Origin of the sequence: Cupriavidus sp. SZY C1 (genome assembly GCF_032190535.1) — a bacterium.
Taxonomy (GTDB): domain Bacteria; phylum Pseudomonadota; class Gammaproteobacteria; order Burkholderiales; family Burkholderiaceae; genus Cupriavidus; species Cupriavidus pauculus_C.
In genome coordinates this window covers 95864-121725 of sequence record NZ_JAUANU010000010.1, presented here as the reverse complement: position 1 = coordinate 121725, position 25862 = coordinate 95864, and the positions used below count along the sequence as shown (strand labels likewise).

Below are 25862 nucleotides of genomic sequence, written 5' to 3'. Positions count from 1 at the left end.
AATGGCGCCTTTGGCCGGCGCCGGCGCCCGCATGGCGTCGTCGCGCCCCCCGGCACAGGAGCGATGACCGCATGACGGCGCCAGAATCCCTTCCGCAATCTCCCCCGCGCAGCTCCCAGGCTTCTCCCGTACGTCCTCCCGCCATCGGCCTTGGCAGCGCCGCGCGCGACCTGTACCGCGCGCTCTGGCGCCATGCCGCCGGGGTGCGTGGCCACATGCTCGGCGCGGCGGGCCTGCTGTCGGCCGCCCAGTTGCTGCGGCTGACCATGCCGTGGCTGGCCGCGCAGGCCATCAACGCGCTGCAGCAGGGCAACATGGACGTGGCCGGCCGCTGGATCGTCTACCTGATCGGCATCTACCTGCTGTCGTGGCTGCTGCACGGCCCGGGCCGCGTGCTGGAGCGCAACGTCGGCGTGCAGGTGCGCGAGCGGCTGGCGGACCAGCTCTACGCGCGCATCGCGGCGTCGCCGCTGGCGTGGCGCGACGGGCGGCACTCGGGCGAATTGCAGCACCGCGTGGTGCAGTCGAGCCGCGCGCTGTCGGACTTCGCCCAGAACCAGTTCGGCTACCTTCAGAGCGCGTTCAACTTCGTGGGGCCCATCGTGGCGCTGGCGCTGCTGTCTCGCACCAGCGGCGTGATCGCGGTCACCGGCTACGTGGTGATCGCGCTGATCATCCTGCGGTTCGACCGCACGCTGATGCAGCTCGCGCGCGCCGAGAACGACGCCGAACGCCGCTACGCGGCCGCGCTGCTGGACTTCGTCGGCAACGCCGGCACCGTCATCGGCCTGCGGCTGCAGGCGGCGTCGCGCAAGCTGCTGGACCGCCGCATGCAGGCCGTGATGGCGCCGCTGCGCCGGGCCGTGATGGTCAACGAGGGCAAGTGGTTCACCGTGGACCTGCTGGGCATGGGGCTGACGTGGATCCTGGTGGTGGTGTACGTGCTGCAGGCGCGCGAGCCGGGGCAGGCCGTGCTGCTGGGCACGGTGTTCATGATCTACCAGTACGCGCAGCAGGCGGCCACCGTGGTGGGCGCGATGGCGTCGAACTTCCAGAGCTTCGCGCGGATGCATACCGACTTCGGCAGCGCCGAGCCAATCTGGGCGGCACCCGGCGATCCGGACGCCCCGGTGCCGGCCGTGGTGCCCGACGCCCCTTGGCGGACGCTGGCGCTGCGCGGTGCCACGTGGCGCTACGCCGACGACGCACGCGGCGGCCTGCACGGCGTGGACCTGCTGCTGCAGCGCGGCGCGCGCATTGCGCTGGTGGGGCCCAGCGGTGGCGGCAAGAGCACGCTGCTGCGCGCGCTGGCCGGCCTCTATCGGCCGCAGCACGGCGAGCTGGCGCGGGATGGCCATCTGGTGGACTGGAGCGAACTGCGCACGCTGGCGACGCTGATCCCGCAGGAGGCGGAAGTCTTCGAGGCCAGCGTGGCCGAGAACCTGACGTTCGGCGAGCCGGCCGAGCGGGCCGCGCTGGAAGCGGCGGTGCATACGGGAGTGTTCGACGAGGTGCTGCAACGGCTGCCCGACGGGCTCGACAGCCCGCTTAGCGAGCGCGGCGCCAACCTGTCGGGCGGGCAGCGCCAGCGGCTGGCGCTGGCACGCGGCGCGCTGGCGGCGCGCGGCAGTTCGCTGCTGTTGCTGGACGAACCCACCAGTGCGCTCGATCCGCAGGCCGAGGGCCGGGTCTTCGACCGCATGTTCGCCGCGTTTCCGACGGCCTGCATCGTCGCGTCGGTGCACAGGCCGAGCCTGCTGGCGCGCTTCGATACGCTCGTCGTGGTGGAGGCCGGCCGGGTCGTCGACGCCGGCCCGCGCGAAGAAGTGCTCGCAAGGCGTCCCCACTGAGCGGGGAGCCGCCTTGCGCGGGATGCCGCTAGCGGCTTACTGGCACTGGCTGATGGCGGCAGCCTCGCCGTTGTCCTGGCCACGGTAGCCCAGCCACGAGCCGGGGCCGCTGGTCGACTTGCGCACCACGGCCGCCGCACCGTTCGGCGGCTGCTGGCCCGGCACGTACACGTCGAATGCCTGGTCGTTGGCCAGCATGTACTGCATGAACACCTGCTGGCGCGTCGCATCGGCCCACTTCTGGCCGATACACTGCGCGGCGGCCTTCGGGGCCAGCTTGCTCTCGCCGATGGGGCGCGTCGCCTGCGTCGGGGGAGGCGTGTAGGGGGACATGGCGCAGCCAGTCAGAGTGGCCGCGCAGAGAGCGACGATGAACGGATATTTCATGTTGTTGGCTCCATATCGAATCGCGGAATGCATCGCAGGCGCCACTCGGAGAGGGCAGCGCCACGCGGTGCGACGAGGTGTACCCGGACGTGGCCCGGGGCCTCGCCAGTACAAGATTCGAGTCTAGGCAACACCGCGCCTTGCCGGCTACGCGCCGCGCTTCTATCCCGCGTGTCGGTGTCCGTCTGATTCCGCCATGCCCGCGCCGTCATCGGCGCCTTTGCATTGACCCGCCCATGATCTACAAAACGAGAACCCGGGGGCCGTGGCGCGCGCGGCTGGCGCGCAAGACCAGTCAACAAGACTCGACAAGATCGAAGGGGGCAGCAGATGAATGCCAATCCGAATCCGAACAAGGCGCTGTGGGAGAAGGGCGACTTCACGCGGCTGGCGGCGACCATGCGCGAAAGCGGCGACCAGTTCGTGGAAAGCCTGGGCATCACGCCGGGCATGAAGGTGCTGGACCTGGGCTGCGGTGACGGCACCACCGCCTTGCCCGAGGCCCGGCGCGGGGCCGACGTGCTGGGTGTCGACATCGCCAGCAATCTCGTAGCGGCCGGCAACCGCCGCGCGCAGGAGGCGGGGCTGGCGAACGTGCGCTTTCAGGAGGGCGACGCCTGCGCGCTGACCGGCCTGCCGGACCAGTCGTTCGACCTGGTGGTCAGCATGTTCGGCGCGATGTTCGCCCCGAAGCCCGGCGACGTGGCCAGGGAGATGGTGCGCGTGACGCGGCCCGGCGGGCGCATCGTCATGGGCAACTGGATCCCGAACGACCCCACGCTCGTGGCCCAGGTGCTGAAGACCAGCATGGCGTATTCGCCACCGCCGCCGGAAGGCTTCGTGAGCCCGATGCTCTGGGGCAACGAGGCCGCCGTGACCGAGCGCTTCGGCGCGGCCGGCGTGCCGCCCGAGAACATCGAGTTCGCCCGCGAGACCTACGTGTTCCGCTACGACGGCGCGCCGTCCGACTTCCTGGCGATCTTCCGCGACTACTACGGCCCCACCATGAACGCCTTTGCGGCGGCCGAGGCCGGCGGCAAGCGGGCCGACCTGCAGCGCGAACTGGAGACGCTGTTCGCGGCGCAGAACCAGAGCGGCAAGGCCGACGCCACGTCGATCCCGGCCACGTTCCTGCGCGTGACCGTCAAGCGGCCCTGACGCCGCGACGGCCCTGGGCACGGCACGCGCCCCGCGCGCCGTGCCGGCATCCACACGCCCGCGCAGCGGCGGCCGGGCGGGCCCGCGCGCGTAAATAACGTGGATGCATGTCGGCGGCAAGCCTGGTAAATGACAGTTGCAAAACGGAACAGATTGTCAGGCGCGAGGCCGCTACAGTGGCCGTTCCCGAGTTTTCCGGGCTTTTTCAGGAGGTAATCGAATGAAGCAACATCTGGCGAAATCCCTGTTGATGGCCGGCGCGCTGGTCGCGTCGTACCCGCTGCTTGCCCAGCAGATGGCCCCCGTCCAGCAGGCCCAGCCGATGCCCGCCCCGTCAGCCGCCCCGTCGTCCGTGACCGCCCAGCCGGTGCAGGCCGCGCCCGCCGCAGGCTATGCCGCCCCGGCCGCGCCCGCCGCCGCCAGCCCCTATGCGCAGGGCTCGATGGAATCCGTGCAGCGTGGCGTACCGCCCGCACCGGGCGCCATGTCGATGGCCCCGCCGCCCGCGCCGGCCGCCGTGGTGGACCCCGCCGCGATGAGCCTGCCGCCCGATGCGCTCGGCACGCGCCTGGGCCAGCGCAACCGCTTCCTCGACGGCGCCTGATCGCGCCTGCGCCCGCGCTGCACAGAGGCTGTGCGGCGCGTGGCGTTGCACCGCGCGTCAGCCGCTACTACGCGCTTGTTCCCAGACGCCTTGCTCGACTTCATGGCCCGCCACTGCGGCACCCGCTGACCGGAGCGGCTTGCGCGGCACCTTCGGCGGGAAAGGGTTCCGTGCCGCTTGCCGAGCACCTACAGTGATTGAAGTCCCGGCGTGCACCGCGCCGCGGGCATGGTCTGTGCGCGACTGGGAACCGCCATGCAGGAACTTGCCTTCCGTACGCTGCTGTACCGCTATTTCTTCTTCGACTGGCTGTTCAAGGACGTCAGCCGGGGCGACATCGTGGCGCGCGCCGCCGCGTGGCGCTTCAACCAGGCGCGCGCTCACTGGCTGCTGACCTATATGCGCCGCTGGCTCTGGTGTGGGCTGCTGCTGTACGGCATCGGCGGCGCCGTGGAGACGCTGATGCGCGCGCCGGTGCTGTCGGCCTTCTTCTACGTGCCGGGCGCGCTGGCCGTGCCCGTCAACATCGTGATCGGCGTGGTCTGGATCGGGCTCAAGGCGTGTCCCGGCCCGGCGCGCAACTAGCCCCACGTTTCACCGCTGCAACCTTCACGGCAACCCTGCCCGTGGCCCGGCCCGGTGCCTGCCCGCAAACGGCTTGCCGCCGCCCGTGGCGTGCATATTGCGTGATGCGGGGTTTGCCCACGCTCCCGGGCGAGCCGCCACGCCATGTGCGCGCCATCGCTCTTGCATGCCAGGTCCGGCGCGCGCCAGCGCCCTCCGGCCGCGCTCAGAAGCCATGAGCCACCGTCCCTTCCCCAGGGGCGGCGCCGATCTTCTACCTGTCGGAGGTTCGCCATGAACCGGTACATCGTGCTCGCAAGCTTTACAGACCAGGGCATACGCAGCGTCAAGGACACCACCAAACGCGCGGCGGCCGTGCGCGAAATGGCGCCGCAGTTCGGCGTGAAGGTGAACGACGTGTTCTGGACGCTCGGCAAATACGACGTGGTCCTGACGTTGGAGGCGCAGGACGACACGGCGGTCACGGCCTTCGGGCTCAGCATCGCCGCCCAGGGCAACGTGCACACGCAAACGCTGCGCGCGTTCTCCGAGGATGACATGAAGGGCATCCTCGGCAAGATGCGTTGAGCACAGGCACGTCGTGCCGCCGGTGCCGGCCCCGCTGCCGGCACCGGTTGTGGTTTACCCCGTCTCCCGCGCGGCGCCCGTGTAAGAACCGGGTAAGCGGCGCGCATTACCTTGTAGCCATGCCGGGCGCGGGCACGCGCGTGGCGCATCGACAAGGAATGCAGGAGACAGGATGCAAGACGATTTGATCGAGAAACTGAAGGCCAGCCGCCACTATCGCGAGCTGGTGCGCCGGCGCGGCCGGCTGGGTTGGCTGCTGACGGCGGTGATGCTGGTGGTGTACTACGGCTACGTGCTGCTGATTGCGTTCGACAAGGAACTGCTGGCCACGCGCGTGGGGCAGGGCGTGATGACGTGGGGCATGCCGATCGGGCTGTTCGTGATTCTCTTCACGGTCGTCATCACGGGCCTCTACGTGCGCCACGCCAACCGGGTCTACGACGACCTGACCGACCGCATCAAGCAGGAGGTGGCATGAGCGCCCGGCACGCATCCGTCATCGCGGCGGCCGGCGCGGCGCTGCTGTCGGCAGGTGCCGCCTGCGCGGCCGGCGGCGACCTGGGGCAGGCCGTCAAGCAGGCCACCAACTGGACGGCCATCGGCATGTTCATGGTGTTCGTGATCGGCACGCTGTTCATCACCAAGTGGGCGGCCAAGAAGACGCGCTCGGCGGCCACGTTCTACACGGGCGGCGGCATCACGGGCTTCCAGAACGGGCTGGCCATTGCCGGCGACTTCATGTCGGCGGCGTCGTTCCTCGGCATCTCGGCGGCCGTCTACACCAGCGGCTATGACGGGCTGATCTATTCGATCGGCTTCCTGGTGGGCTGGCCGATCATCACGTTCCTGATGGCCGAGCGCCTGCGCAACCTGGGCCGCTTCACGTTTGCCGACGTGGCCGCGTACCGCTTCCGCCAGGCGCCGATCCGCGCGTTCGCGGCGTCGGGCACGCTGGTGGTGGTGGCGTTCTACCTGATTGCGCAGATGGTGGGCGCGGGCCAGTTGATCAAGCTGCTGTTCGGGCTGGAATACTGGGTGGCCGTGGTCATCGTCGGCGCGCTGATGATGATCTACGTGCTGTTCGGCGGCATGACGGCCACCACGTGGGTGCAGATCATCAAGGCGTGCCTGCTGCTGGGCGGCGCGTCGTTCATGGCGTTCATGGTGCTGGCGCAGTTCCACTTCAGCCCCGAGGCGCTGTTCGCCAAGGCCGTGGAAGTGCATGCCAAGAAGGACTCGATCATGAGCCCGGGCAACTTCATCAAGGACCCGATCTCGGCCATCTCGTTCGGCATCGCGCTGATGTTCGGCACGGCCGGCCTGCCGCACATCCTGATGCGCTTCTTCACGGTGCCCAACGCCAAGGAGGCGCGCAAGTCGGTGTTCTGGGCCACCACGTGGATCGGGTACTTCTACATCCTCACGTTCATCATCGGCTTTGGCGCCATCGTGCTGGTCGGCACCAACGCCAGCTTCCAGGACGGCAGCGGCAAGCTGCTGGGCGGCGTGAACATGGCGGCCGTGCACCTGGCCAGCGCCGTGGGCGGCAATGTGTTCCTGGGCTTCATCTCGGCCGTGGCGTTCGCGACCATCCTGGCCGTGGTGGCCGGGCTGACGCTGGCGGGTGCGTCGGCGGTGTCGCACGACCTGTACCAGACCGTGTTCAAGCACGGCCAGGCGTCGAGCGCGATGGAACTGCGGGTGTCGAAGATCACGACCGTCGTGCTGGGCATGGTTGCCGTGGTGCTGGGCATCGTGTTCGAGAAGCAGAACATCGCGTTCATGGTGTCGCTGGCGTTCGCCGTGGCGGCGTCGGCCAACTTCCCGGTGCTGTTCCTGTCGGTGCTGTGGAAGGGCTGCACCACGCGCGGCGCGATGATCGGCGGCTTCCTGGGCCTGCTGTCTGCCGTGGTGCTGACCGTGCTGTCGCAGGCGGTCTGGGTGGACGTGTTCCACTTCAAGAGCGCGCCGTTCCCGTACACGTCGCCGGCGCTGTTCTCGATGACCATCGGCTTCGTCGGCATCTGGCTGTTCTCGGTCACCGACCGGTCGCGCCGCGCGCTGATCGACAAGGCCGGCTTCGAGGCACAGGAACTGCGTTCGGAAACCGGCATCGGCGCGGGCGAAGCCGCCGCGCACTGATCCGGCGCCCCAGGGCGCAGAGGCACAACGGCAGAAGGCAAGACGGCCACGGCGGGATGACCCGGCGTGGCCGTCTTGCTTTATCGGAGTGGGCTGGCGTCAGACGCGGACGATGCGTAACTGCAGCGCGGGGCCGCCGGCCACGATGGCCAGCAGGCGGTCGACGTTCGGATGCGCGCCGGGGCGGTTGCGGGCGTCGGCCGTATGCTCGGCAAAGACTGCCAGGCCATGTTCGGCCGCGCGGGCGTCTAGCGTGCCGAATGCCTGCTGCAGGTAGTGGTACACGGCCACCGAACCCTGCTTGCCCGGCACGTTGTCGATGCTGGCCACCACGGCGCCGCTGGCGTCGGCCAGTTCGATGCGGGTGATGCCGTCGATGGCCGGCAGTTGGGCGAGGTTGTCCTTGAAGACCGGTTGCGGCTGGATCATGGAGAAGCGTTCCTTGCGGTCGGAAAAGCAAAAACGGACGGCGCCCGCAAGGGCGACCGTCCGTTCTGCATTGTGCGTTGGTAGGCTCGATTGGACTCGAACCAACGACCCCCACCATGTCAAGGTGGTGCTCTAACCAGCTGAGCTACGAGCCTAGCGAAGGCGCGAATTCTATAGAGAGCTTTCGCAAAGCGCAAGCCCCTGCTGCATCATTCGTCGGTCTTGGCGGGCGGCACGGTCTTGCCCAGCAGCTTGCCAAGCAGGCCGTTCTTGCCGGCGCCCTGCTGGCGCGGCGATTTCGGCAGCGAGCCTGCCCGGTTGGCGCCGGCCTGCTTGAGATGGTTATTGATCTTCAGGCCCTTGTTCTTTTCCAGGTCGGTTTTCTTCACGGACAGCTTCCCAATTGGTTGAGCCGGGCATTGTACGCAGGTGCGGCCATGGCGCGCGACCCGGCGGTCAGTCGTCGCCCTTGATGGCCTGCTTGGTCGCCTGATAGCCACGCTTGGTGGTATCGGCCACCGCATGGCCCGCGTCGCGCGCGCCGTGGCCGATGGTGCGGCCGGCTTCCTTGGCGCCATGGCCGATCGTGCGCGCCACGTCGGCCACCGCGTGGCCGGTCTTCTTGCCGGCCTCCTTGACGCCTTCCTTGAACGCGTGTGCATCGGACGCCACGCTGGCATGCGCCATCGGACTCGCGATGGCGATCACAAGCACGGGGAGCAGGGTCTTCAGGCGCATGGTGGATACGTATCGGTGTGGCAGTTGGGCGGATTCTACCCGCGTTGGGGCGAGGATTCCCGCCAGCCGTCCGGCCGGCGGGTGTGGGCCATCAGCGGGCCGGGCCGGCGTCGGTGATCGCGCTGTAGACCAGCGTGCGCAACTGGCGCCGCACCGGATAGGCCGACGACGGCAGCAACTGCGTCAGGAACAGCCCGATCAGGTCTTCCTGCGGATCGACCCAGAAGAACGTACTGGCCGCGCCGCCCCAGAACATGTCGCCCGCGCTGCCCGGGATCAGCGTGCTGGCCGGCGCGATGGTGGTCGCGAAGCCCAGCCCGAAGCCCACGCCGTCATACGTGGCCTCGCTGAACATCGAGCGGGACAGCCGCGGGATGTCCGCGCCGCCGGGCAGGTGGTTGGCGGTCATCAGCGCCAGCGTCTTGGGCGACAGCAGCCGCACGCCGTCCAGTTCGCCGCCGTTCAGCAGCATCCGCGCAAAGCGCATGTAGTCGGCCGCCGTCGACACCAGCCCGCCGCCGCCGGACAGGAACGCGGGCGGCTTCAGGTACGGGCTGGTCTGCGGATCGTCCTGCAGCATCGGCCCGCGCGGCGTGATGACCTTGGAGCCCAGCGTGCCCACGGCGTAGCAGGCGCAGAAGCGGCTGGCTTTGTGCGCCGGCACGTGAAAGCCGGTATCGACCATGCCGAGCGGGTCCAGGATGCGCTGGCGCAGGAACGCGTCGAACGGCATGCCGCTGATCTTGCCGACCAGGTAGCCCAGCACGTCGGTGGACACCGAGTAGTTCCACGCCTCGCCCGGCGAGAATTCCAGCGGCAGCGTGGCCAGCTTGGCGATCATGTCGTCCAGCGTGCCTTCGGTGGCCAGTTCGCCGATCTTGAGCTTGCGGTAGGCCGCGTCGACGTTGCTGTTCTGCTGGAAGCCGTAGGTCAGGCCCGAGGTATGGCGCAGCAGGTCCACCACCAGCATGGGCCGGGCCGGCGGGCGGGTCTGAAAGCCCTCCATGAAGCCGCCGGCGAACACGCCCAGGTTTTCCCAGGCGGGAATGTACTTGCTGACCGGATCGTCCAGCGCGATCCGGCACTCCTCCACCAGCATCATGATGGCCACCGACGTGATCGGCTTGGTCATCGAATAGATGCGGAAGATCGCATCGTCGGCCAGCGGCACCTGCCGTTCGCGGTCCGCCTGGCCCAGCACCGCGTTGAGCGCCAGCCCGCCGCGCCGCCACACCTGCACCAGCGCGCCCGGCAGCTTGCCCGGCGCGACGTAGGTCTCGTCGATGAAGCGTCCGATCCGGTCCAGCCGGTCCCGGGACATCCCCTGCGTGTCCTGCATATCCGGTGCCTCCTTGCGATGGGATTGATGTTGGGGAAGGCCCCGGCGCGCGTTCAGGCGGAGGGTTTGCGCGCCCCCCACGGCAGCAGGCCGCGCCACGGCCATCCCAGCGTCATGCCGGCGGCGGCCAGCAGGATCAGCGCGGCACCGCCCACTTGCGACAGGTGTAGCTGATGCCCGAATGCGAGCCGGTCCACCAGAATGGCCACGATAGGATAAATGAACGACAACGCCCCTGTCAGGTGGGTGGGCAGTTTCTGGATGGCGCCATACAGCAGGATGTACATCAGCCCCGTATGCACTACGCCCATGGTGGCCAGCGTGGCCCACGGCAGCGCGCCGGCCGGCAGGTCCGCGCGCAGCGCCAGCGGCAGCAGCAGGACGCTGCCCACCAGCACGTGGATCAGTGCGATCAGGTGCGGCGGCACGCCGCGTAGCTGCTTGGCGATCAGCGCGGCCAGCGCGTAGCAGAACGCCGCGCCCAGCGCCAGCGCGATGCCGCCCAGGTAGCTGCCGTGCGCCGCGCCGCCACCGGGCCGGGCCTGCACGATCAGCAGCATGCCGCCGAAAGCCAGCACCAGCCACGCCACCTTGGCGCCGGTGATGCGCTCGCCCAGGCACAGCGCCCCGAGCGCCACCAGCATGAACGGCTGGGTGTTGTAGACGGCCGTGGCGATCGAGATCGACGCGCCCGCGTAGGCAGAGAACAGCAGCAGCCAGTTGGCGACGATGGCCACCCCGCCCGCCACGGCCAGCAGCGCCTGCCGCCCCGTGATCTGGCCCGGCCGCAGGTAGCCCCGCGCCAGGCACACCGGGATCAGCACCAGCGCGCCGAACGCGCAGCGCCAGAACACCACCTGCGTGACGGGCCGCCCCGACACCACCACCAGCCAGCCGATGGTGCCCGAGATCACCATCGCCGCCACCATTTCCAGCATCCCCCGCGTTCGCTCCTGCACGACTGTCTCCCCAAGTTCGAGGGTTGCAGTCTATCGGGTGTGGCCTACAATCCACAGGCGAAATGGCAGGCAAACCGCCATTCTTTCCGTATTCCGTAAGGTCAAGGCGAGGAAAAACCTTATGTCGCTCGACGATATCGACCGCCGGCTGCTCGCGCTGCTGCAGCAGGACGGCCGCATGCCGGTCAAGGCGCTGGCCGAACAGGTGGGGCTGTCGTCCCCGGGAACCTCGGAGCGGCTGCGCCGGCTGGAGGACCGCGGCGTGATCCGCGGCTTCACGGTCGATGTGGAGCCGCGCACGCTGGGCTTTGCGATGCAGGCCATCGTCCGCATCCGGCCGCTGCCGGGCCGGCTGCACGCGGTGCAGAAGCTGATCGAAGGCATTCCCGAATTCGCCGAGTGCGACAAGGTGACCGGCGACGACTGCTTCATCGGCCGGCTCTACCTGCGGTCCATCGAGCACCTGGACCACATCCTGGAGCAGATCACCGAGATGGCGGAAACCAGTTCGGCCATCGTCAAGTCCCAGCCGGTGCGGCGGCGCCTGCCGCCGCTGTAGCCCGGCAGGGCGGCCGGGCCGGCGGCGCTGTGGGATAATGCCGCGTTTTGCCCGGCGCCCGGCTCACAAGGCCGCCCGCACGGGTGTGTCCTGGCCCTGACCGATCCCCCGTGGGCCGCTGCGTTTGCGTATTTTCCAAGCACCCACAATGCCCACATACCGTTCCAAGACCTCCACCGCCGGCCGCAACATGGCGGGCGCGCGCTCGCTGTGGCGCGCCACCGGCATGAAAGACGAGGATTTCCAGAAACCCATCATCGCGGTGGTCAATTCGTTCACCCAGTTCGTGCCCGGCCACGTCCACCTGAAGGACCTGGGCCAGCTCGTGGCGCGCGAGATCGAGGCCGCCGGCGGCGTGGCCAAGGAATTCAACACGATCGCCGTGGACGATGGCATCGCCATGGGCCACGACGGCATGCTGTACTCGCTGCCCAGCCGCGACATCATCGCCGACTCGGTGGAATACATGGTCAACGCGCACTGCGCCGACGCCATGGTCTGCATCTCGAACTGCGACAAGATCACCCCGGGCATGCTGATGGCCGCCATGCGGCTGAACATCCCCGTGATCTTCGTCTCGGGCGGCCCGATGGAAGCCGGCAAGACGCGCCTGGCCAACCCGGTGACCAAGACCATCGAACTGAAGAAGCTGGACCTCGTGGACGCGATGGTCATGGCCGCCGATGCGTCGTACACCGACGAAGAGGTGGAGCAGGTGGAACGCTCGGCCTGCCCGACGTGCGGCTCGTGCTCGGGCATGTTCACGGCCAACTCGATGAACTGCCTGACCGAGGCGCTGGGCCTGTCGCTGCCCGGCAACGGCACCGTGGTGGCCACGCACGCGGACCGCGAGCAACTGTTCCGCCGCGCCGGCCGCCGCATCGTCGACCTGGCCCGCATGTACTACGAGCAGAACGACGAACGCGTGCTGCCGAGGTCGGTGGGGTTCAAGGCGTTCGAGAACGCCATGACGCTGGACATCGCCATGGGCGGGTCCACCAACACGATCCTGCACCTGCTGGCCATTGCGCGCGAGGCCGAGATCGACTTCACGATGGCCGACATCGACCGCATGTCGCGCTCGGTGCCGCAGCTCTGCAAGGTGGCGCCGAACACGAACAAGTACCACATCGAGGACGTGCACCGCGCCGGCGGCATCATGGCCATCCTGGGCGAGCTGGACCGCGCGGGCAAGCTGCACACCGACGTGCCCACCGTGCACACGCCGACGCTCAAGGACGCGCTGGACCAGTGGGACATCGTCCGCACGCAGGACGAGGCCGTGCGCACGTTCTACATGGCCGGCCCGGCCGGCGTGCCCACGCAGGTGGCGTTCAGCCAGAACACGCGCTGGCCCAGCCTGGACCTGGACCGCGCCGAGGGCTGCATCCGCTCGTACGACCATGCGTTCTCGAAGGAAGGCGGCCTGGCCGTGCTGACCGGCAACATCGCGCTGGACGGCTGCGTGGTCAAGACGGCCGGCGTGGACGAGAGCATCCTGGTGTTCGAGGGCTCGGCGCACGTGACCGAGTCGCAGGACGAGGCGGTCGAGAACATCCTGAACGACAAGGTCAAGGCGGGCGACGTGGTGATCGTGCGCTACGAAGGCCCCAAGGGCGGCCCCGGCATGCAGGAAATGCTCTACCCGACCAGCTACATCAAGTCCAAGGGCCTGGGCAAGGCGTGCGCGCTGCTGACCGACGGCCGCTTCTCGGGCGGCACCTCGGGCCTGTCGATCGGGCACTGCTCGCCCGAGGCGGCGGCCGGTGGCGCCATCGGCCTGGTCCGTGACGGCGACCGCATCCGCATCGACATTCCGAACCGGACCATCGACGTGCTGGTGTCCGACGAGGAACTGGCGGCGCGCCGCGCCGAGCAGGACGCCCGCGGCTGGAAGCCGGCCCGGCCGCGCCCGCGCAAGGTGTCCGCCGCGCTGAAGGCATACGCCAAGCTGGTCATGTCGGCCGACAAGGGCGCCGTGCGCGACCTGTCGCTGCTGGACGACTGACCGACGGCCGGGTCTCGCGCCCGGCCGCATCGTCCGGCGCTCCCCGCGCCGGAAGCCGGGCGGCGCCCCCGCCGCCCGCGCATCTCTTCATATATCCGCACATGCCCGCACATGCCCGCCGTGGTCCGGTCGATAGGACCAGCTGGTTCCATTGAGTGACCCGGCCGTGGGGCATAGAGTCCGCCTGAACCCCGAAAGCAAGAGAACAGAGGAACAGAGGCGGAGACAAACGATGTCGATCAGTCGAAGACGTATCCTGGCCGGCGCCGCGCTGGCCATGTTGGCCACCCTGGCGCCCGTGGCGCCGGCCCTGGCGCAGGACAAGCCCATCACCATCGTCGTGGGCAGCCCCGCCGGCGGCACCACCGACGCGCTGGCGCGCCTGATCGCGCGCTCGATGGCCGAGACGCTGCACCGCTCCGTGGTGGTGGACAACCGGCCCGGCGCTGGCGGCAACATCGCCGCGCAGTACGTGGCGCGCGCCACGCCGGACGGCAGCACGCTGCTGATGAGCTTCACCGGCCACACCATCAACGCCACGCTCTACAAGAACCTGCCGTTCGATCCGGTCAAGGATTTCACGCCGATCACGATGGTCGCGCGCGTGCCGAGCGTGCTGGTGGCGCGCAAGGGCGTGCCGTTCGACACCACGGCCGGGCTGGTCGACTACGCGAAGAAAAACCCCGGCAAGCTGACGTTCGCGATCGGCGCGCAGGGGTCGTCGCTGCATCTGGCCAGCGAGCAGTTCAAGCTCCAGACCGGCACCGACATCGTGAACATCCCGTACAAGGGCACCAACCCGGCGCTGACCGACCTGCTGGGCGGCACCGTCGACCTGATGTTCGCCAGCACGGTCAACGTGCTGCCGCACGTGAAGGCCGGCACGCTGAAGTTCCTGGGCGTCAGCAGCAAGGACGCGCTGGCGCAGTTTCCGGGCGTGCCGCCGATCGGGCAGACGGTCAAGGGCTTCGAGTCGTCGGCGTGGTTCGGGCTGTTTGGCCCGGCCCGGCTGCCGCAGGCCGTGACCGACCAGCTCTACCGCGCCGTGAAGATCGCCGTGGACGACCCGGCGTACCGCAAGCGCATGGAAACCGAGGCGGCCAGCGCCATCAGCATGACGCCCCAGGCGTTTGGCGCATTCGTGCGCAGCGACATCGCGCACTGGGCGCGCGTGATCCAGGCGTCTGGCACCAAGGTGGAATGAAGGAATCGAGATGACTGGCCAGACATTGGCGCAGAAGCTGCTCGCCCGCGCGGCGGGCCGGACCAGCGTGGCGCCCGGGGAAATCGTCACCTGCCGCGTGGATCTGGCGATGCTGCATGACTCCAGCGGCCCGCGCCGCGTGAAGCCGATGCTGGAAAAGCTCGGCGCGAAGGTGTGGGACCCGGACCGCGTGGTCGTGGTGACCGACCACTACGTGCCGGCCCACGATGCCGACAGCCGCCGCATCGTCCAGATCGCGCGCGACTGGGTGCGCGACGAGGGCGTGGCGCGTTTTCACGACATGGAAGGCATCTGCCACGTGGTGGTGCCGCAGAACGGCTACCTGCGCCCCGGCATGTTCGCGGTGGGCGGCGACAGCCATTCGTCCACCGGCGGCGCGTTTGGCGCCTACATGTTCGGCATCGGCGCCACCGAGATGCTTGGCGTGCTGGTGACGGGCGAGATCTGGGTGCGCGTGCCGGAGACCATCCGCATGCAGTGGCACGGCCGGCTGGGCGCGGGCGTGTCGGCCAAGGACATGATGCTGCGCATGTGCACGCAGTTCGGCATGGACGGCGGCCAGTACCAGGCCGTGGAATACACGGGCGGCGCCGTGGCCGCGCTGTCGATGCAGGAACGGATGACGCTGTCGAACATGACGGCTGAACTGGGCGCGCAGGTGGGCCTGATCGCCCCCGACGCCACCACGCGCGACTGGCTGCTGGCGGCCGGCGTGGCGCCCGAGGCCATCGACGTCGACGGCTGGCAGACGGACGCCGACGCGGCCTGCCTGGCCGTGCACGACTTCGATGCCGCCGCGCTGGCGCCGCAGGTGTCGCGCCCGCATACCCCGGCCGATGCCGACGACGTGGGCCTGTTTGGCGGCGTGGGCATCGACATTGCCTACATCGGCGCCTGCACCGGCGCCAAGCTCGACGACCTGCGCATGGCGGCCCAGGTGCTGCGCGGCCAGCGCGTGGCCCGTGGCACGCGGCTGCTCGTGGCGCCGGCCAGCGCGGCAGACCAGCAGCGCGCCGCGCAGGAAGGCACGCTGGCCGCGCTGACCGATGCCGGCGCCGAACTGCTGCCCAACGCCTGCGGCGCGTGCGCCGGCTACGGCGAGCACCGCTTTGGCGAGGACAGCGTGGTCATCAGCGCCACCGCGCGCAATTTCAAGGGCCGGATGGGCGCAGCGTCGTCGCAGGTGTACCTGGGCTCGCCGTACACGGTCGCGGCCTCGGCCATCGCGGGCCGGATCGCCGATCCACGGGAGATGCTGGCATGAGCGCCGTACCGATTTCGATTGCGGCCGACGGCCGCCTGACCGGCCGCGCCTGGGTGTTCGGCGACGACATCAACACCGACCTGCTGGCGCCCGGCGCCTACATGAAGTTCGGCATCGAGGAAATCGCCCGGCACTGCCTGGAAGCGGTGGAGCCTTTGTTCGCCACGCAGGTGCGGCCCGGCGACATCGTCTTCGGCGGCCGCAACTTTGGCGCGGGATCGTCGCGCGAGCAGGCCGTGGAGGTGCTGCGCCACCTGGGCGTGGTGGCCGTGGTGGCGCCGTCGTTCGCCGGGCTGTTCTATCGCAACGGCTTCAACCTGGGCCTGCCGCTGCTGACGTCCCCCGCGCTGCCGCCGATGGTGGCCGGGCAGCGCGTGGGCTGCGACATCGACACCGGGCAGGTGTTTCGCGATGGCGCGCCTGCGATACAGTGCGAGCCGGTGCCGCCTCATCTCGTGGCCATGATCCGCGACGGCGGGCTGGTGCCGCACCTGGCGCGCCGCATCGCGTCGGGCCAACTCACCATGAACAAGGATCGGCAATGACCCTCAAGCAACGTCTGCAAGGCTCCGGCATCGTCACGGCGCCCGGCGTCTACGACGCGTTCTCCGCGCTGCTGGTGGAGCAGGCCGGCTTCCAGGCCGCGTACCTGTCGGGCGCCAGCATTGCCTACACGCGGCTGGGCCGGCCGGACATCGGCTTCCTGTCGCTGGAAGACGTGGCGTCGGTGGCGCGCGGCATCCGCGAGCGCTGCCCCACGCTGCCGCTGATCGTCGACGCCGACACGGGCTTTGGCAACGCGCTCAACGTCATGCACACCGTGCGCGTGCTGGAGCGCGCCGGTGCCACGGCGATCCAGCTCGAAGATCAGGCGATGCCCAAGCGCTGCGGCCACCTGGACGGCAAGACTGTCATCAGCGCCGCCGAGATGGCCGGCAAGATCCGCGCGGCCTGCGATGCGCGCCGCGACGCCAATACGCTGGTCATCGCCCGCACCGACGCGGTGGCCGTGGAGGGCATGGAGGCCGCGCTGGCCCGCGCCGAGCAGTATGCCGAGGCCGGCGCCGACGTGCTGTTCGTGGAAGCGCTGCGCAGCCGCGAGGACATGACCGCCGCCATCGCCCGCCTGGGCAAGCGTGCGCCGCTGCTGGCCAACATGGTCGAGGGCGGCAAGACGCCGGTGTTGCCGGCCGCCGAGCTGCAGGACATCGGCTTCCGCATCGTGATCTTCCCCGGTGGCACCGTGCGCGCGCTGAGCTTCGCGCTGCGCGACTACCTGGCCAGCCTGCACGCCAGCGGCACCACCACGCCGTACCTGGACCGCATGCTGTCGTTCCAGGCGCTCAACGACGTGATCGGCACGCCCGAGATGCTGGCGCTGGGCAAGCAGTACGAATAACGCCCGCCGCGCGCCGGCCGCTTGCATTGCAGGGGCTGGCGCGCGTACCGTGGCGGCATTGTCCCCGAATCGCCCCGCCCGATGCTCGATGTCCACGCCCCCCTGACCACGCTGCCACGCTTCCAGCAGGTGCGCCTGATCCTGCGCGAGCGCATTCGCGGCGGTCACTACGAAGCCGGCCTGCCGCTGCCCGGCGAGCGCCAGCTGGCCGAGGAATTCGGCGTGGCGCGCGTGACGGTGCGCTCGGCGCTGGCGCGGCTGCAGGAGGAAGGACTGGTCGAGCGTTCGCGCGGCAAGGGGACCGTGCCTACGGCGCGCCACGCGGCGGGCCCGGCGCGGGCATCGGCCCAGGCCGTGCAGACCGTGCGCGGCGGGCTGCTCGACAACATCGTCAGCGTCAGCATGCGCACGCGCGTGCAGGTGCTGGAATGGAAGCGCATGCCGGCGCCGCCGGCCGTCAGCGCGGCGTTGTCGCTGCCGCCCGGCGCGCCGGTGCTCAAGGTGGTGCGCGTGCGCAAGTTCAAGGCCCAGCCGATTTCCTATACCGAGGTGTTCGTGCCCGGCGACCTGGCCGCCGCGCTCGATCGCCATACGCTGCAGGACACGCCGATGCTGGTGGCGCTGGCGCAGCACGGCGTTGAGGTGGTATCGGCCGAGCAGACGCTGGGCGCCGCCGTGGCCGACCTGGACGTGGCGCGCATCTTCCGCATCGCGCCGGGCGTGCCGCTGCTGCGCGTGTCGCGCGTGGCGGCGGACGCCGATGGCCGGCCCGTGCAGTTCCTGGTCGGGCTGTACCACCCCGAGCGCTACACGTACCAGATGCGGCTGACGCGTGCGGGGGCGTCCACCAGCGTGTGGATCGACGCCGACCAGTCCTGATCAGCGGCGCACCAGCGCCACCACGTAGCGGCAGGCGCCGGTCCCCGGATTGACGAAGGTGCAGGGCGCCGGGGGGCCCAGTTGCAGGCAATCGCCGGCGTGCAGCGTGTGGACGATCTCGCCTTCCTCGAACACCAGCGTGCCATCGAGCACCCACACCTGCTGGTGCTGGAACGTGAACGCCGACGACGGGTACGACACCCGCGCGCCGCCCGGCAGCGACACTTCCACCAGTTCCAGCATGCCGCCGTTGCGCGGCGACACCGCGCGGCGCATGTAGCCAGTCTCGGGGTCCTGCCAGACCGGCTGGTCGGCGGCCCGGCTCAGGCGCTCACCCGCCTGCTCGGCCAGCGCCAGCAGCATCGACAACTGCAGCCCGAACGCGCCGGACAGCCGCCCCAGCACCGTCGCCGTGGGGCTGGCCTCGCCCCGCTCGATCTTGCTGATCATCGCCTTGGACACCCCGGACCGCTCCGCCAGCTCCGCCAGCGACCACCCGCGCGATTCCCGCTCGATCCGCACCCGGGCGGAGATGGCAGTGGTGGGGTCTTCAGCGGGTCGGGTCATGGTGGAAGGGTGTTTGCATGCGTTGGTTTGCTTTCTGCTCCGGCGTATCCCGATGTTCTGCTCCCCTCTCCCGCTGGCGGGAGAGGGGTCGGGGGAGAGGGCCAGCGGCTCAACTTGCGACGTGGTCGGCAAGCAGCGCCTCAACGCCCTCACCCCCAGCCCCTCTCCCGCGTTGCGGGAGAGGGGAGACCACAATCGGCAGAATCAGGCTGTGTTCGATATCCCGATGTCTTGCTCCCCTCCACCACGGTGACGCTGGCGGATTATAAAAGGCCCCCAGGCGCTCCCGGGTAAACCCCGCCCGCATCCTCCTTACGATAATGCCCATTCGTCCACTATAGTGGATGAAACCCGGGAGCCCCCATGCCGCGTGAAATCCGTCTGAACGCCTTCGACATGCATTGTGTCGGCCACATCCAGCAGGGGTTGTGGACCCATCCGCGCGACCAGTCGCATCGTTATGCCGAACTCCAGTACTGGACCGACTACGCCCGCACGCTCGAACGCGGGCTGTTCGACGGCATCTTCTTTGCCGATGTGGTGGGTGTCTACGACGTCTACGGCGGCAGCCCGGACGCGGCACTGCGCGGGGCGGTGCAGGTGCCGGTCAATGACCCGATGCTCGTGATCCCGGCCATGGCGGCCGTGACCCGGCACCTGGGCTTTGGCGTGACCGCCAATCTGATCTACGAGCAGCCGTTTCTGTTTGCGCGCCGCATGTCCACGCTGGATCACCTGACCGGCGGCCGGATTGGCTGGAACATCGTCACGGGGTACCTGGACAGCGCCGCGCGGGCCATCGGCATGGATGGGCAGGTGGCCCACGACGACCGCTACGACCTGGCCGACGAGTACATGGCGCTGGTCTACAAGCTCTGGGAAGGTAGCTGGGACGACGACGCGGTGCGGGCGGACCGCGCGGCCGGCGTCTATGCCGATCCGGACAAGGTGCGCGTGATCCACCATCGCGGGCCGCAGTACCGGGTCGATGCGATGCACCTGTGCGCGCCCTCGCCGCAGCGCACGCCGCTGCTGTACCAGGCCGGCGCGTCGGCGCGCGGCCGCCAGTTTGCCGCCACGCATGCCGAATGCGTGTTCGTGAACGGCCAGAAGAAAGAGGGCGTGCGCGAGATCGTCGACGACATCCGGGCGCAGGCCGTCCGGCTGGGGCGGCAGGCCGACGACGTCAAGGTGTTCCTCGGCGCCACGCTGGTGGTTGGCCGCACCGATGCCGAGGCGCAGGAAAAGTTCGACGAATACCGCCGCTACGTCAGTTCCGAGGCCGCGCTGGTGCACGCGGCGGCGTCGCTGGGCATCGACTTTGCGCGGTACGACCTGGACGCGCCGATCGAGACCGGCAAGAGCCAGGCCATCGTGTCGAACGTGGAGGCGATGAACCGCAGCGCCGGCCCGCAGTGGACGCGCCGCAAGCTGCTGGAGCAGATGGTGCTGGGCAGCCGCCAGCCGCCCTGGGTGGGGTCCGCCGCGCGCCTGGCCGACCAGTTGATCGCCTGGAGCGAGGAAACCGGCGTGGACGGCTTCAACCTGTCGCGCACCGTGGTGCCGGAGTGCTTCGAGGACGTGATCGACCTGGTCGTGCCGCTGCTGCAGGAACGCGGTGCCTACAAGACGGCGTATCAGCCCGGCGCCTACCGGGACAAGCTGTTCGGCCGGGCCCGCTTGCCAGCCTCGCACGTGGCGGCGCAATATCGGGGCACCGGCGCCGGCGCGGCATAGGGCGGCCGGCCATCACAGAGGCATCATGGTAGACAAGACGACTTTCCGGGACGCCATGGCGGGGCTGGGCGCCGCCGTCAACGTCATCACCACCGACGGCGTGGCGGGCGTGGGCGGCTGTACGGCGTCGGCCGTCTGCCCGGTCACGGACGACCCGCCCACGCTGGTGGTCTGCATCAACCGCGCCAGCCGCAACAACGCGGCCATCCGCGAGAACGGCCGGCTCTGCGTCAACGTGCTGGCCGCCGAGCAGCGCGACCTGGCGATGCGCTTCGCGGACAAGGACCTGTCGCTTGACGAACGCTTTGCCTGCGCCGAATGGGCGCGGCTGGCCACGGGTGCCCCGGTGCTGCGCGGCGCCGTCAGCGCGCTGGACTGCGTGGTCGAATCCGTGACCGAGGTGGGCACCCATACGGTCTTCTTCTGCGCGGTCAAGGCCGCCCGCACGGACACCGCGCGGGCCGGGCTGATCTACTTCGGACGCGACTTCCACGCCGTGGGTGCGGGCGACCTGCCGCTGGCGTGAGATGACGACGCCCACTTCCACCGCCGCCCCGCTGCCGCGGCGCCAGCGCGGCAAGCTGTTTTCCATCGCCATCCTGCTGCTGGCCGAGGTGGCCGCCATGGGCGTCTGGTTCTCGGCCAGCACCGCCGTGGCGGTGATCAAGGGGACACATGCCATCACCGCGTTCGACGAGGCGCTGCTGACCAGCGCCGTCCAGTTCGGCTTTGTGGCGGGCACGCTGGCGTCGGCGCTGCTGTCGCTGCCAGATCGCTACGACCTGCGCCGGTTGTTCGCCGGATCGGCGCTGGTGGCAGCACTGGCCACCGGCACGCTGGCCTTCGTGGCGCCCACCGGCGGGCTGGTGGTGGTGCTGCGCTTCATCACGGGCATGTGCATGGCCGGTGTCTACCCGGTTGGCATGCGGCTGGCCGCCACCTGGGCGCAGGCGGACCTGGGGCTGCTGATCGGCCTGCTGGTGGGTGCGCTGACGCTGGGATCGGCCAGCCCCCATCTGGTGGCGGCCTACCTGGTGCCCACGGCGGGCGGGCTCGACTGGCGCGCGATCTACGGCACGGCGGCGGCCTGCGCGGCCGGCGCGGCGTTGCTGATCGGGCTGGCGGCGGTCGGGCCGAACCTGCGCAAGGCGGCGCGCATCGACCCGGCCAAGATCGCCCGGGCATGGCGGCAGCCGGCCGTGCGGCTGGCCAACCTGGGCTACCTGGGCCATATGTGGGAGCTGTACGCGATGTGGGCGTGGCTGGCGCTGTTCCTGCAGCAGACGTTCGACGCGCGCGGCCTGTCCGACCCGCGCGGCAGGGCGGAACTGCTGACGTTCGCGGCCATCGCCATCGGGGCGCTCGGCGCGTGGCTGGGCGGCTGGCTGGCAGACCGCGTGGGCCGCACGGCCGTGACGATTGGCGCGATGGCCACCAGCGCGTCGTGCGCGGCGCTGATGGGCTGGCTGGGCGCCGCGCCGATGGCGGTGCTCGTGACCGTGGCGCTGGTCTGGGGCGTGTCGGTCATCGCCGATTCCGCGCAGTTCTCGGCCAGCATCACCGAACTGGCCGAGCCGTCGTCGATCGGCACGCTGCTGACGGCGCAGACCTGCGCCGGCTTTCTGCTGACGCTGGTCAGCATCCACCTGGTGCCGGACGTCGTCGCGTGGCTGGGCTGGCGCGCCGGCTTCGGCATGCTGGCCATCGGCCCGGCGCTGGGCTGCGTGGCGATGTGGCGGCTGCGGCAACACCCGGACGCGCGCCGGCTGGCCGGGGGGCGGCGGTAGGGCGGCAGGGCGGCAGGGTAGGCGAACGTCCATCGCCCGGCTGTTGCAAATTGTTGACTCGTCACCCCAATCGGGGGATGTCCGGCTGGGGACGTGCTGTTACAGTCGCGCGCAACCCGCTGTCGTACGCGCTGGCGTGGCCGCTGCCCGCAATCCGGGCGGCTTTCGCTCCAGATAACGACAAATACGGGTCAGGTCGATGTTTTCTTACGCTTTTGCCGGCGCGCGCGCTGCCGGCCTTGCCATGCTTGCCGCGGCGCTGCTTGCCGCCTGCGGCTCGGACGATTCCGATTCACCGGCTCAGCCCGCCACGCCGGCGGCGTCGCGGCTGGTGGTCGATACCGGCAGCGCTGCGCCGGTTGCGGGCGGCACGCTGACGCTCAAGGCCACGCTGCTGGCCGCCGACGGCACCGAGGTCAAGGGCGCCAGCTTTGCCTGGACGTCGTCGGACGAGACGGTGGCTACCGTGCTATCGGCCTCGGACAAGGCCCCGACGGCGGCCGCGCCGGTCGGCATCTACGCCACGATCCGCACCCTGGCGGCTGGCCGGGCCGATATCACGGCCACGGCCACGCTGCCCGACGGCAGCCGTATCGCCAGCGTGACCCATCTGACGGTGCAGGCCGCGCCGGCCGTGTCGTACACGCTGACGCTCACGCCGGCGACCCTGACCGTGGTGGCCGGCGCCGCCGCGCAGACCGTGTCCGTGGCGGTGCGCCGCTCCGATGGCGTGGACGGCGTGGCCGACCTGGCGAACTGGTCCTGGACCAGCGACGACGCCAGCTTTGTCGTGACCCCGGCGGCCGATGGCCGTGGCGCCAAGGTAGCCAGCCCCGGCTCGGCATACAGTGCGGCGGCCGCGACACTGACCGCCTGCGCCGACGCGCCCGCTGGCACCCGCCTTTGTGCCAACGCGGCGCTGACGCGCAACACGTCGCTGCCGCCGACCTATACCGTGGGCGGCACGGTCTCCGGGCTGGCGGCCGGCAAGAGCCTGCAACTGGCCGATATCAGCGGCGATACGCAGGTCATCGCCGGCAATGGCGTATTCACGATGCCGACTCCGCGTCTGGGCGCCTCGTCCTATGCGGTATCGGTGTCGGCGCAACCGGCGGGCCAGACCTGCTCCGTGACCCGCGGGACCGGCACGGTGGCGTCCGCCAACGTCGCCGACATCGCGGTGGCGTGCGTGCAGGCCCAGTTCGTCGTGGTGGCAAACCGGGCGGACCAGACGTTCTCGGTCTACCGCGTGGACCCGGCCAGCGGCGCGCTGGCGGCCGTGCCGGGCAGCCCGTTCACCTCTGGCGACAACGTCAACGACATTGCCTTCCTGCCGAACGGCCAGGTGGGGTATGCGGTGATGCCGAATACCAACCGGGTGGTGAGCTTCCGGCTTGACCCGGCCACGGGTGCGATGGCGGAGATTCCGGGCTCGGCCCGCAGTTCGGTCTTGACTGCGCCTCAGGCAGTTACCGTCCATCCCACGGGCAGGTCCCTGATTGTGGGGGCCGGGCGGGGGATCGTGTGGTACCCCATCGATCCAGCTTCACTGGTGCCGGCGAGCGGCGGGAGCTACGAGGCGTCGGGCCTGGGCCAGACGCGCGACGTCGAGTTCTCTCCTGACGGGCTGTACCTCTATACCGCCAATTCGATCGTGGGCCAGATCTCCAAATTCCCCATTGCCAGCAATGGCGGCGTGATCGGTTTTGGGTCGATCGACTATTCCGTCGGTGTCATCATGCCCAGTGCCATGTCCTTTTCGCCAGACGGCCGCACGCTGCTCTATACCAGCGAGCAGGACGGCTTGCTCGGCGTGGGCACGGTCGACCCGGCAGGGGGGCAGATCCAGTCCAGCCAGCTGGTGCCGACGGCCCCGTTCCCGTCCGATGTCGCCATGACGCCATCCGGGCAGTTTGCCTTCGTGCTGAGCGGCATCGGCGCCGGTATCACGGGCTACAAGGTCGTCAGTCCCGGCGTGGTGCCGCTGCCCGGCATCGCGCCCACCGGCCCCGGTTCGGGCTCGGGCCGCCTCAAGGTGGAACCGGGCGGCCGTCGCCTGTACGTCGCCATGTTCAACCAGAATCTGGTGTCGGGGTTCTCGATCGACGCCACGACCGGCGCGCTGACGCCGATTCCCGGCAGCCCGTTCCCGACGGGCTTTGGCAATACGTCGATCGCCATCGTCGAACCGCGCCCCTGAGGCCGCCGTCCGCCCATAAAAAAACCCGGCGCGGGGCCGGGTAAAAGCGGAAAGTGTCGGTAAGGCGGGTCAGAAGCGGTGGCGGACCCCCATCATGGCGCCGAACTGGTTGTCGCCGGCGGTCACGCCCGTGCCGCCCAGCGACACCGTGGAGCCGAGGCCCTTGTCCGTCTGGTTCCAGACGTAGCCCATGTTCAGGTAGGCGCTGGTGCGCTTGGAGAACGCGTAGTCGGCCGATGCCACGAGCACTAGCGGGTCCGCGCCGGTATGGCCGTAGTCCTGGTAGTAGACCGAGCCCTTCAGCGTCAGCGCCGGCGTGACCTGGTAGCCCATGCCCAGCCAGTAGATGTTGCTGCGGTGGAAGGCGCCATGGCCCAGGCCGGTCAGGTTTTCCCAGCGGTAGCCGGCGTAGACCTTGGCCGGGCCCACTGCGTAGCTGGCGGCCAGCGCGGCGCGCTGGTCCTTGAGCAGGCCGTTGGGCTGGCGCAGGTCGTAGACCAGGCCCAGGTCCAGCGGGCCGGCCGTGTAGCGCAGGCTGGCCGCGTACTGGCGGCCGCTCTTGTAGTCGCCGGGGATCTCGCCAGCGCCAAAGCCCGGCACGGCCGTCATGTCGTAGCCCGTGCTGTACAGCGCCGAGGCGGTCAGGCCGCCGTACTTGCCCGTGTACTTGAGCGAGTTGTCGGCGCGGCTGGCCATGGCGGCGTCCATGTTCACGATCGAGTACTGCACGTCGGCGGCCATCGGGTCGAACGCCAGCGTGAAGTCGTAGATCGGGGTCTGGTGGCGGCCCAGCGTCAGGGCGCCGAAGCCGGCTTGCAGGCCCAGGTAGGCCTGGCGGTTGAACAGCCGGCCGCCGTTGGAGGCGCCCGTGTCGATGTCGAAGCCGCTTTCCAGCACGAAGAGGCCCTTCATGCCGCCGCCCAGGTCCTCGGTGCCGCGCAGGCCCCACCACGAACCCGTGGTGACACCGTTGCCGGACTGCACGCGGACGTTGCTGTTATTGCCGCCGTCGCGGGACAGGTACTCGATGCCGGCATCGGCCACGCCGTACAGGGTGACGCTGGACTGGGCTTGTGCGCCTGCGGCCAGCAATGCGGTGGCCGCTGCAGCCGCCAGTTTGATTTTCATGCCTTGTTCTCCGAGGTTGAAAAAGGTCCGGCAATGATGGGAAGGCAGCCGGTTCGCGGCTTTGATATAGCTCGACATTTGTGCAATCCGTGCCGGATTTTTCGCACCGTGGCATGGCCGCCGGCCACCGGCGTACGGCCCGCGTGGCACTTGTACGAAAAGGCGCGGACAACCGCCTGCGATCTGTTGCACTTGCGCGAAAACACCTTGCCACAGGGGTTTGGCGATGGCCGGTGTGGCGCGCGCGTATCGCTGTGGGCCGCCGCGTCGAACCATTCCGACACCCGATTCGGTGCACGTCCTACAAGCGCCGCGGCCCACGCTTCCTACACTGGAAACCAGCGCCGATGC

The 25862-nt window shown here is 69.5% G+C and carries 26 protein-coding genes and 1 tRNA gene; 18 read left to right on the top strand and 9 right to left on the bottom strand.

Translation table 11 applies throughout. From position 1 onward, the window contains the following. Positions 1-71 precede the first annotated feature (71 nt). Positions 72-1850 carry an ABC transporter ATP-binding protein gene (locus tag QTN24_RS16705; RefSeq protein WP_313838388.1) on the top strand — a complete coding sequence of 593 codons (1779 nt, stop codon included), beginning with the start codon at positions 72-74 and terminating at the stop codon, positions 1848-1850. Positions 1851-1886: 36 nt separating this feature from the next. On the opposite strand, the gene QTN24_RS16700 is transcribed toward QTN24_RS16705, so the two are convergent. After that, positions 1887-2237: a hypothetical protein gene (locus QTN24_RS16700; protein ID WP_313838386.1), complete on the bottom strand. Its 351-nt coding sequence runs from the start codon at positions 2235-2237 to the stop codon at positions 1887-1889. Between the two features lie 330 nt (positions 2238-2567). Here QTN24_RS16700 and QTN24_RS16695 point away from each other — a divergent pair, with 330 nt between their 5' ends. The 6 genes from QTN24_RS16695 to QTN24_RS16670 all read left to right on the top strand — a co-directional run bounded on the left by QTN24_RS16695 (position 2568) and on the right by QTN24_RS16670 (position 7293). Next, positions 2568-3395 (top strand): methyltransferase domain-containing protein, encoded by an 828-nt coding sequence (locus tag QTN24_RS16695; protein WP_313838384.1) that lies wholly within the window; start codon positions 2568-2570, stop codon positions 3393-3395. Between the two features lie 220 nt (positions 3396-3615). Further along, positions 3616-3999, top strand: a complete 384-nt coding sequence (locus QTN24_RS16690; protein WP_313838382.1) for a hypothetical protein — start codon at positions 3616-3618, stop codon at positions 3997-3999. Positions 4000-4254: 255 nt separating this feature from the next. Further along, positions 4255-4584, top strand: a complete 330-nt coding sequence (locus QTN24_RS16685) for a hypothetical protein (protein ID WP_313838380.1) — start codon at positions 4255-4257, stop codon at positions 4582-4584. A 273-nt stretch (positions 4585-4857) separates the two neighbouring features. Beyond that, positions 4858-5151, top strand: coding sequence for a GYD domain-containing protein (locus tag QTN24_RS16680; RefSeq protein WP_124686196.1), 294 nt, complete (start codon positions 4858-4860; stop codon positions 5149-5151). Positions 5152-5323: 172 nt separating this feature from the next. After that, complete coding sequence (locus QTN24_RS16675) at positions 5324-5629, top strand: DUF485 domain-containing protein (protein ID WP_124686197.1); 306 nt, start codon at positions 5324-5326, stop codon at positions 5627-5629. After that, a complete protein-coding gene (locus tag QTN24_RS16670) occupies positions 5626-7293 on the top strand; it encodes a cation acetate symporter (RefSeq protein WP_124686198.1) in 1668 nt (555 codons plus the stop codon). Before QTN24_RS16675 ends, QTN24_RS16670 begins: the two co-directional genes overlap by 4 nt. Positions 7294-7392: 99 nt before the next feature. On the opposite strand, the gene QTN24_RS16665 is transcribed toward QTN24_RS16670, so the two are convergent. The 6 genes from QTN24_RS16665 to QTN24_RS16640 form a co-directional block, all read right to left on the bottom strand. After that, positions 7393-7722, bottom strand: coding sequence for a DUF2322 family protein (locus QTN24_RS16665; protein ID WP_313838376.1), 330 nt, complete (start codon positions 7720-7722; stop codon positions 7393-7395). A 78-nt stretch (positions 7723-7800) separates the two neighbouring features. After that, a tRNA-Val gene (locus QTN24_RS16660) sits at positions 7801-7877 on the bottom strand. Positions 7878-7931: 54 nt separating this feature from the next. Beyond that, positions 7932-8111: a hypothetical protein gene (locus QTN24_RS16655; protein WP_313838374.1), complete on the bottom strand. Its 180-nt coding sequence runs from the start codon at positions 8109-8111 to the stop codon at positions 7932-7934. Between the two features lie 67 nt (positions 8112-8178). Continuing rightward, entirely contained in the window at positions 8179-8460 is a 282-nt protein-coding gene (locus QTN24_RS16650) for a hypothetical protein (RefSeq protein WP_313838372.1), read from the bottom strand. Between the two features lie 91 nt (positions 8461-8551). After that, the gene (locus tag QTN24_RS16645; RefSeq protein ID WP_313838370.1) at positions 8552-9799 is read right to left on the bottom strand and encodes a serine hydrolase domain-containing protein; all 1248 of its coding nucleotides are present in this window, start codon (positions 9797-9799) and stop codon (positions 8552-8554) included. Positions 9800-9852: 53 nt separating this feature from the next. After that, positions 9853-10758, bottom strand: coding sequence for a DMT family transporter (locus tag QTN24_RS16640; protein ID WP_216643996.1), 906 nt, complete (start codon positions 10756-10758; stop codon positions 9853-9855). A 121-nt stretch (positions 10759-10879) separates the two neighbouring features. On the opposite strand from QTN24_RS16640, the gene QTN24_RS16635 reads away from it, so the two are divergent. The 7 genes from QTN24_RS16635 (at position 10880) to QTN24_RS16605 (ending at position 18092) form a co-directional block, all read left to right on the top strand. After that, positions 10880-11317, top strand: coding sequence for an Lrp/AsnC family transcriptional regulator (locus QTN24_RS16635; protein ID WP_313838367.1), 438 nt, complete (start codon positions 10880-10882; stop codon positions 11315-11317). 148 nt (positions 11318-11465) lie between these two features. Beyond that, the gene (gene ilvD / locus QTN24_RS16630) at positions 11466-13325 is read left to right on the top strand and encodes a dihydroxy-acid dehydratase (RefSeq protein WP_313838365.1); all 1860 of its coding nucleotides are present in this window, start codon (positions 11466-11468) and stop codon (positions 13323-13325) included. A 232-nt stretch (positions 13326-13557) separates the two neighbouring features. Then, positions 13558-14529 carry a tripartite tricarboxylate transporter substrate binding protein gene (locus QTN24_RS16625; protein WP_124686204.1) on the top strand — a complete coding sequence of 324 codons (972 nt, stop codon included), beginning with the start codon at positions 13558-13560 and terminating at the stop codon, positions 14527-14529. A 10-nt stretch (positions 14530-14539) separates the two neighbouring features. Then, positions 14540-15814 carry a 3-isopropylmalate dehydratase large subunit gene (locus QTN24_RS16620; protein ID WP_313838362.1) on the top strand — a complete coding sequence of 425 codons (1275 nt, stop codon included), beginning with the start codon at positions 14540-14542 and terminating at the stop codon, positions 15812-15814. Next, the gene (locus tag QTN24_RS16615) at positions 15811-16359 is read left to right on the top strand and encodes a 3-isopropylmalate dehydratase (protein ID WP_313838360.1); all 549 of its coding nucleotides are present in this window, start codon (positions 15811-15813) and stop codon (positions 16357-16359) included. Before QTN24_RS16620 ends, QTN24_RS16615 begins: the two co-directional genes overlap by 4 nt. Further along, entirely contained in the window at positions 16356-17213 is an 858-nt protein-coding gene (locus QTN24_RS16610) for an oxaloacetate decarboxylase (protein WP_313838358.1), read from the top strand. Before QTN24_RS16615 ends, QTN24_RS16610 begins: the two co-directional genes overlap by 4 nt. Positions 17214-17294: 81 nt before the next feature. Further along, the gene (locus QTN24_RS16605; protein ID WP_313838356.1) at positions 17295-18092 is read left to right on the top strand and encodes a GntR family transcriptional regulator; all 798 of its coding nucleotides are present in this window, start codon (positions 17295-17297) and stop codon (positions 18090-18092) included. Here the strand turns inward: QTN24_RS16605 and QTN24_RS16600 are convergent, their stop codons facing one another. Beyond that, positions 18093-18659: a helix-turn-helix domain-containing protein gene (locus tag QTN24_RS16600; RefSeq protein ID WP_124686209.1), complete on the bottom strand. Its 567-nt coding sequence runs from the start codon at positions 18657-18659 to the stop codon at positions 18093-18095. 363 nt (positions 18660-19022) lie between these two features. Here QTN24_RS16600 and QTN24_RS16595 point away from each other — a divergent pair, with 363 nt between their 5' ends. From QTN24_RS16595 to QTN24_RS16580, 4 genes are all read left to right on the top strand, one after another. Continuing rightward, a complete protein-coding gene (locus QTN24_RS16595) occupies positions 19023-20396 on the top strand; it encodes an LLM class flavin-dependent oxidoreductase (protein ID WP_313838354.1) in 1374 nt (457 codons plus the stop codon). 25 nt (positions 20397-20421) lie between these two features. Next, on the top strand, positions 20422-20922 hold the full coding sequence (locus QTN24_RS16590) for a flavin reductase (RefSeq protein ID WP_124686211.1): 501 nt from the start codon (positions 20422-20424) through the stop codon (positions 20920-20922). A 1-nt stretch (position 20923) separates the two neighbouring features. Continuing rightward, positions 20924-22183, top strand: coding sequence for an MFS transporter (locus QTN24_RS16585; protein WP_313838353.1), 1260 nt, complete (start codon positions 20924-20926; stop codon positions 22181-22183). A gap of 199 nt (positions 22184-22382) precedes the next feature. Further along, positions 22383-24383 (top strand): beta-propeller fold lactonase family protein, encoded by a 2001-nt coding sequence (locus QTN24_RS16580; RefSeq protein ID WP_313838352.1) that lies wholly within the window; start codon positions 22383-22385, stop codon positions 24381-24383. Between the two features lie 69 nt (positions 24384-24452). On the opposite strand, the gene QTN24_RS16575 is transcribed toward QTN24_RS16580, so the two are convergent. Beyond that, positions 24453-25511: a porin gene (locus QTN24_RS16575; protein ID WP_124686214.1), complete on the bottom strand. Its 1059-nt coding sequence runs from the start codon at positions 25509-25511 to the stop codon at positions 24453-24455. Between the last annotated feature and the right edge of the window lie 351 nt (positions 25512-25862).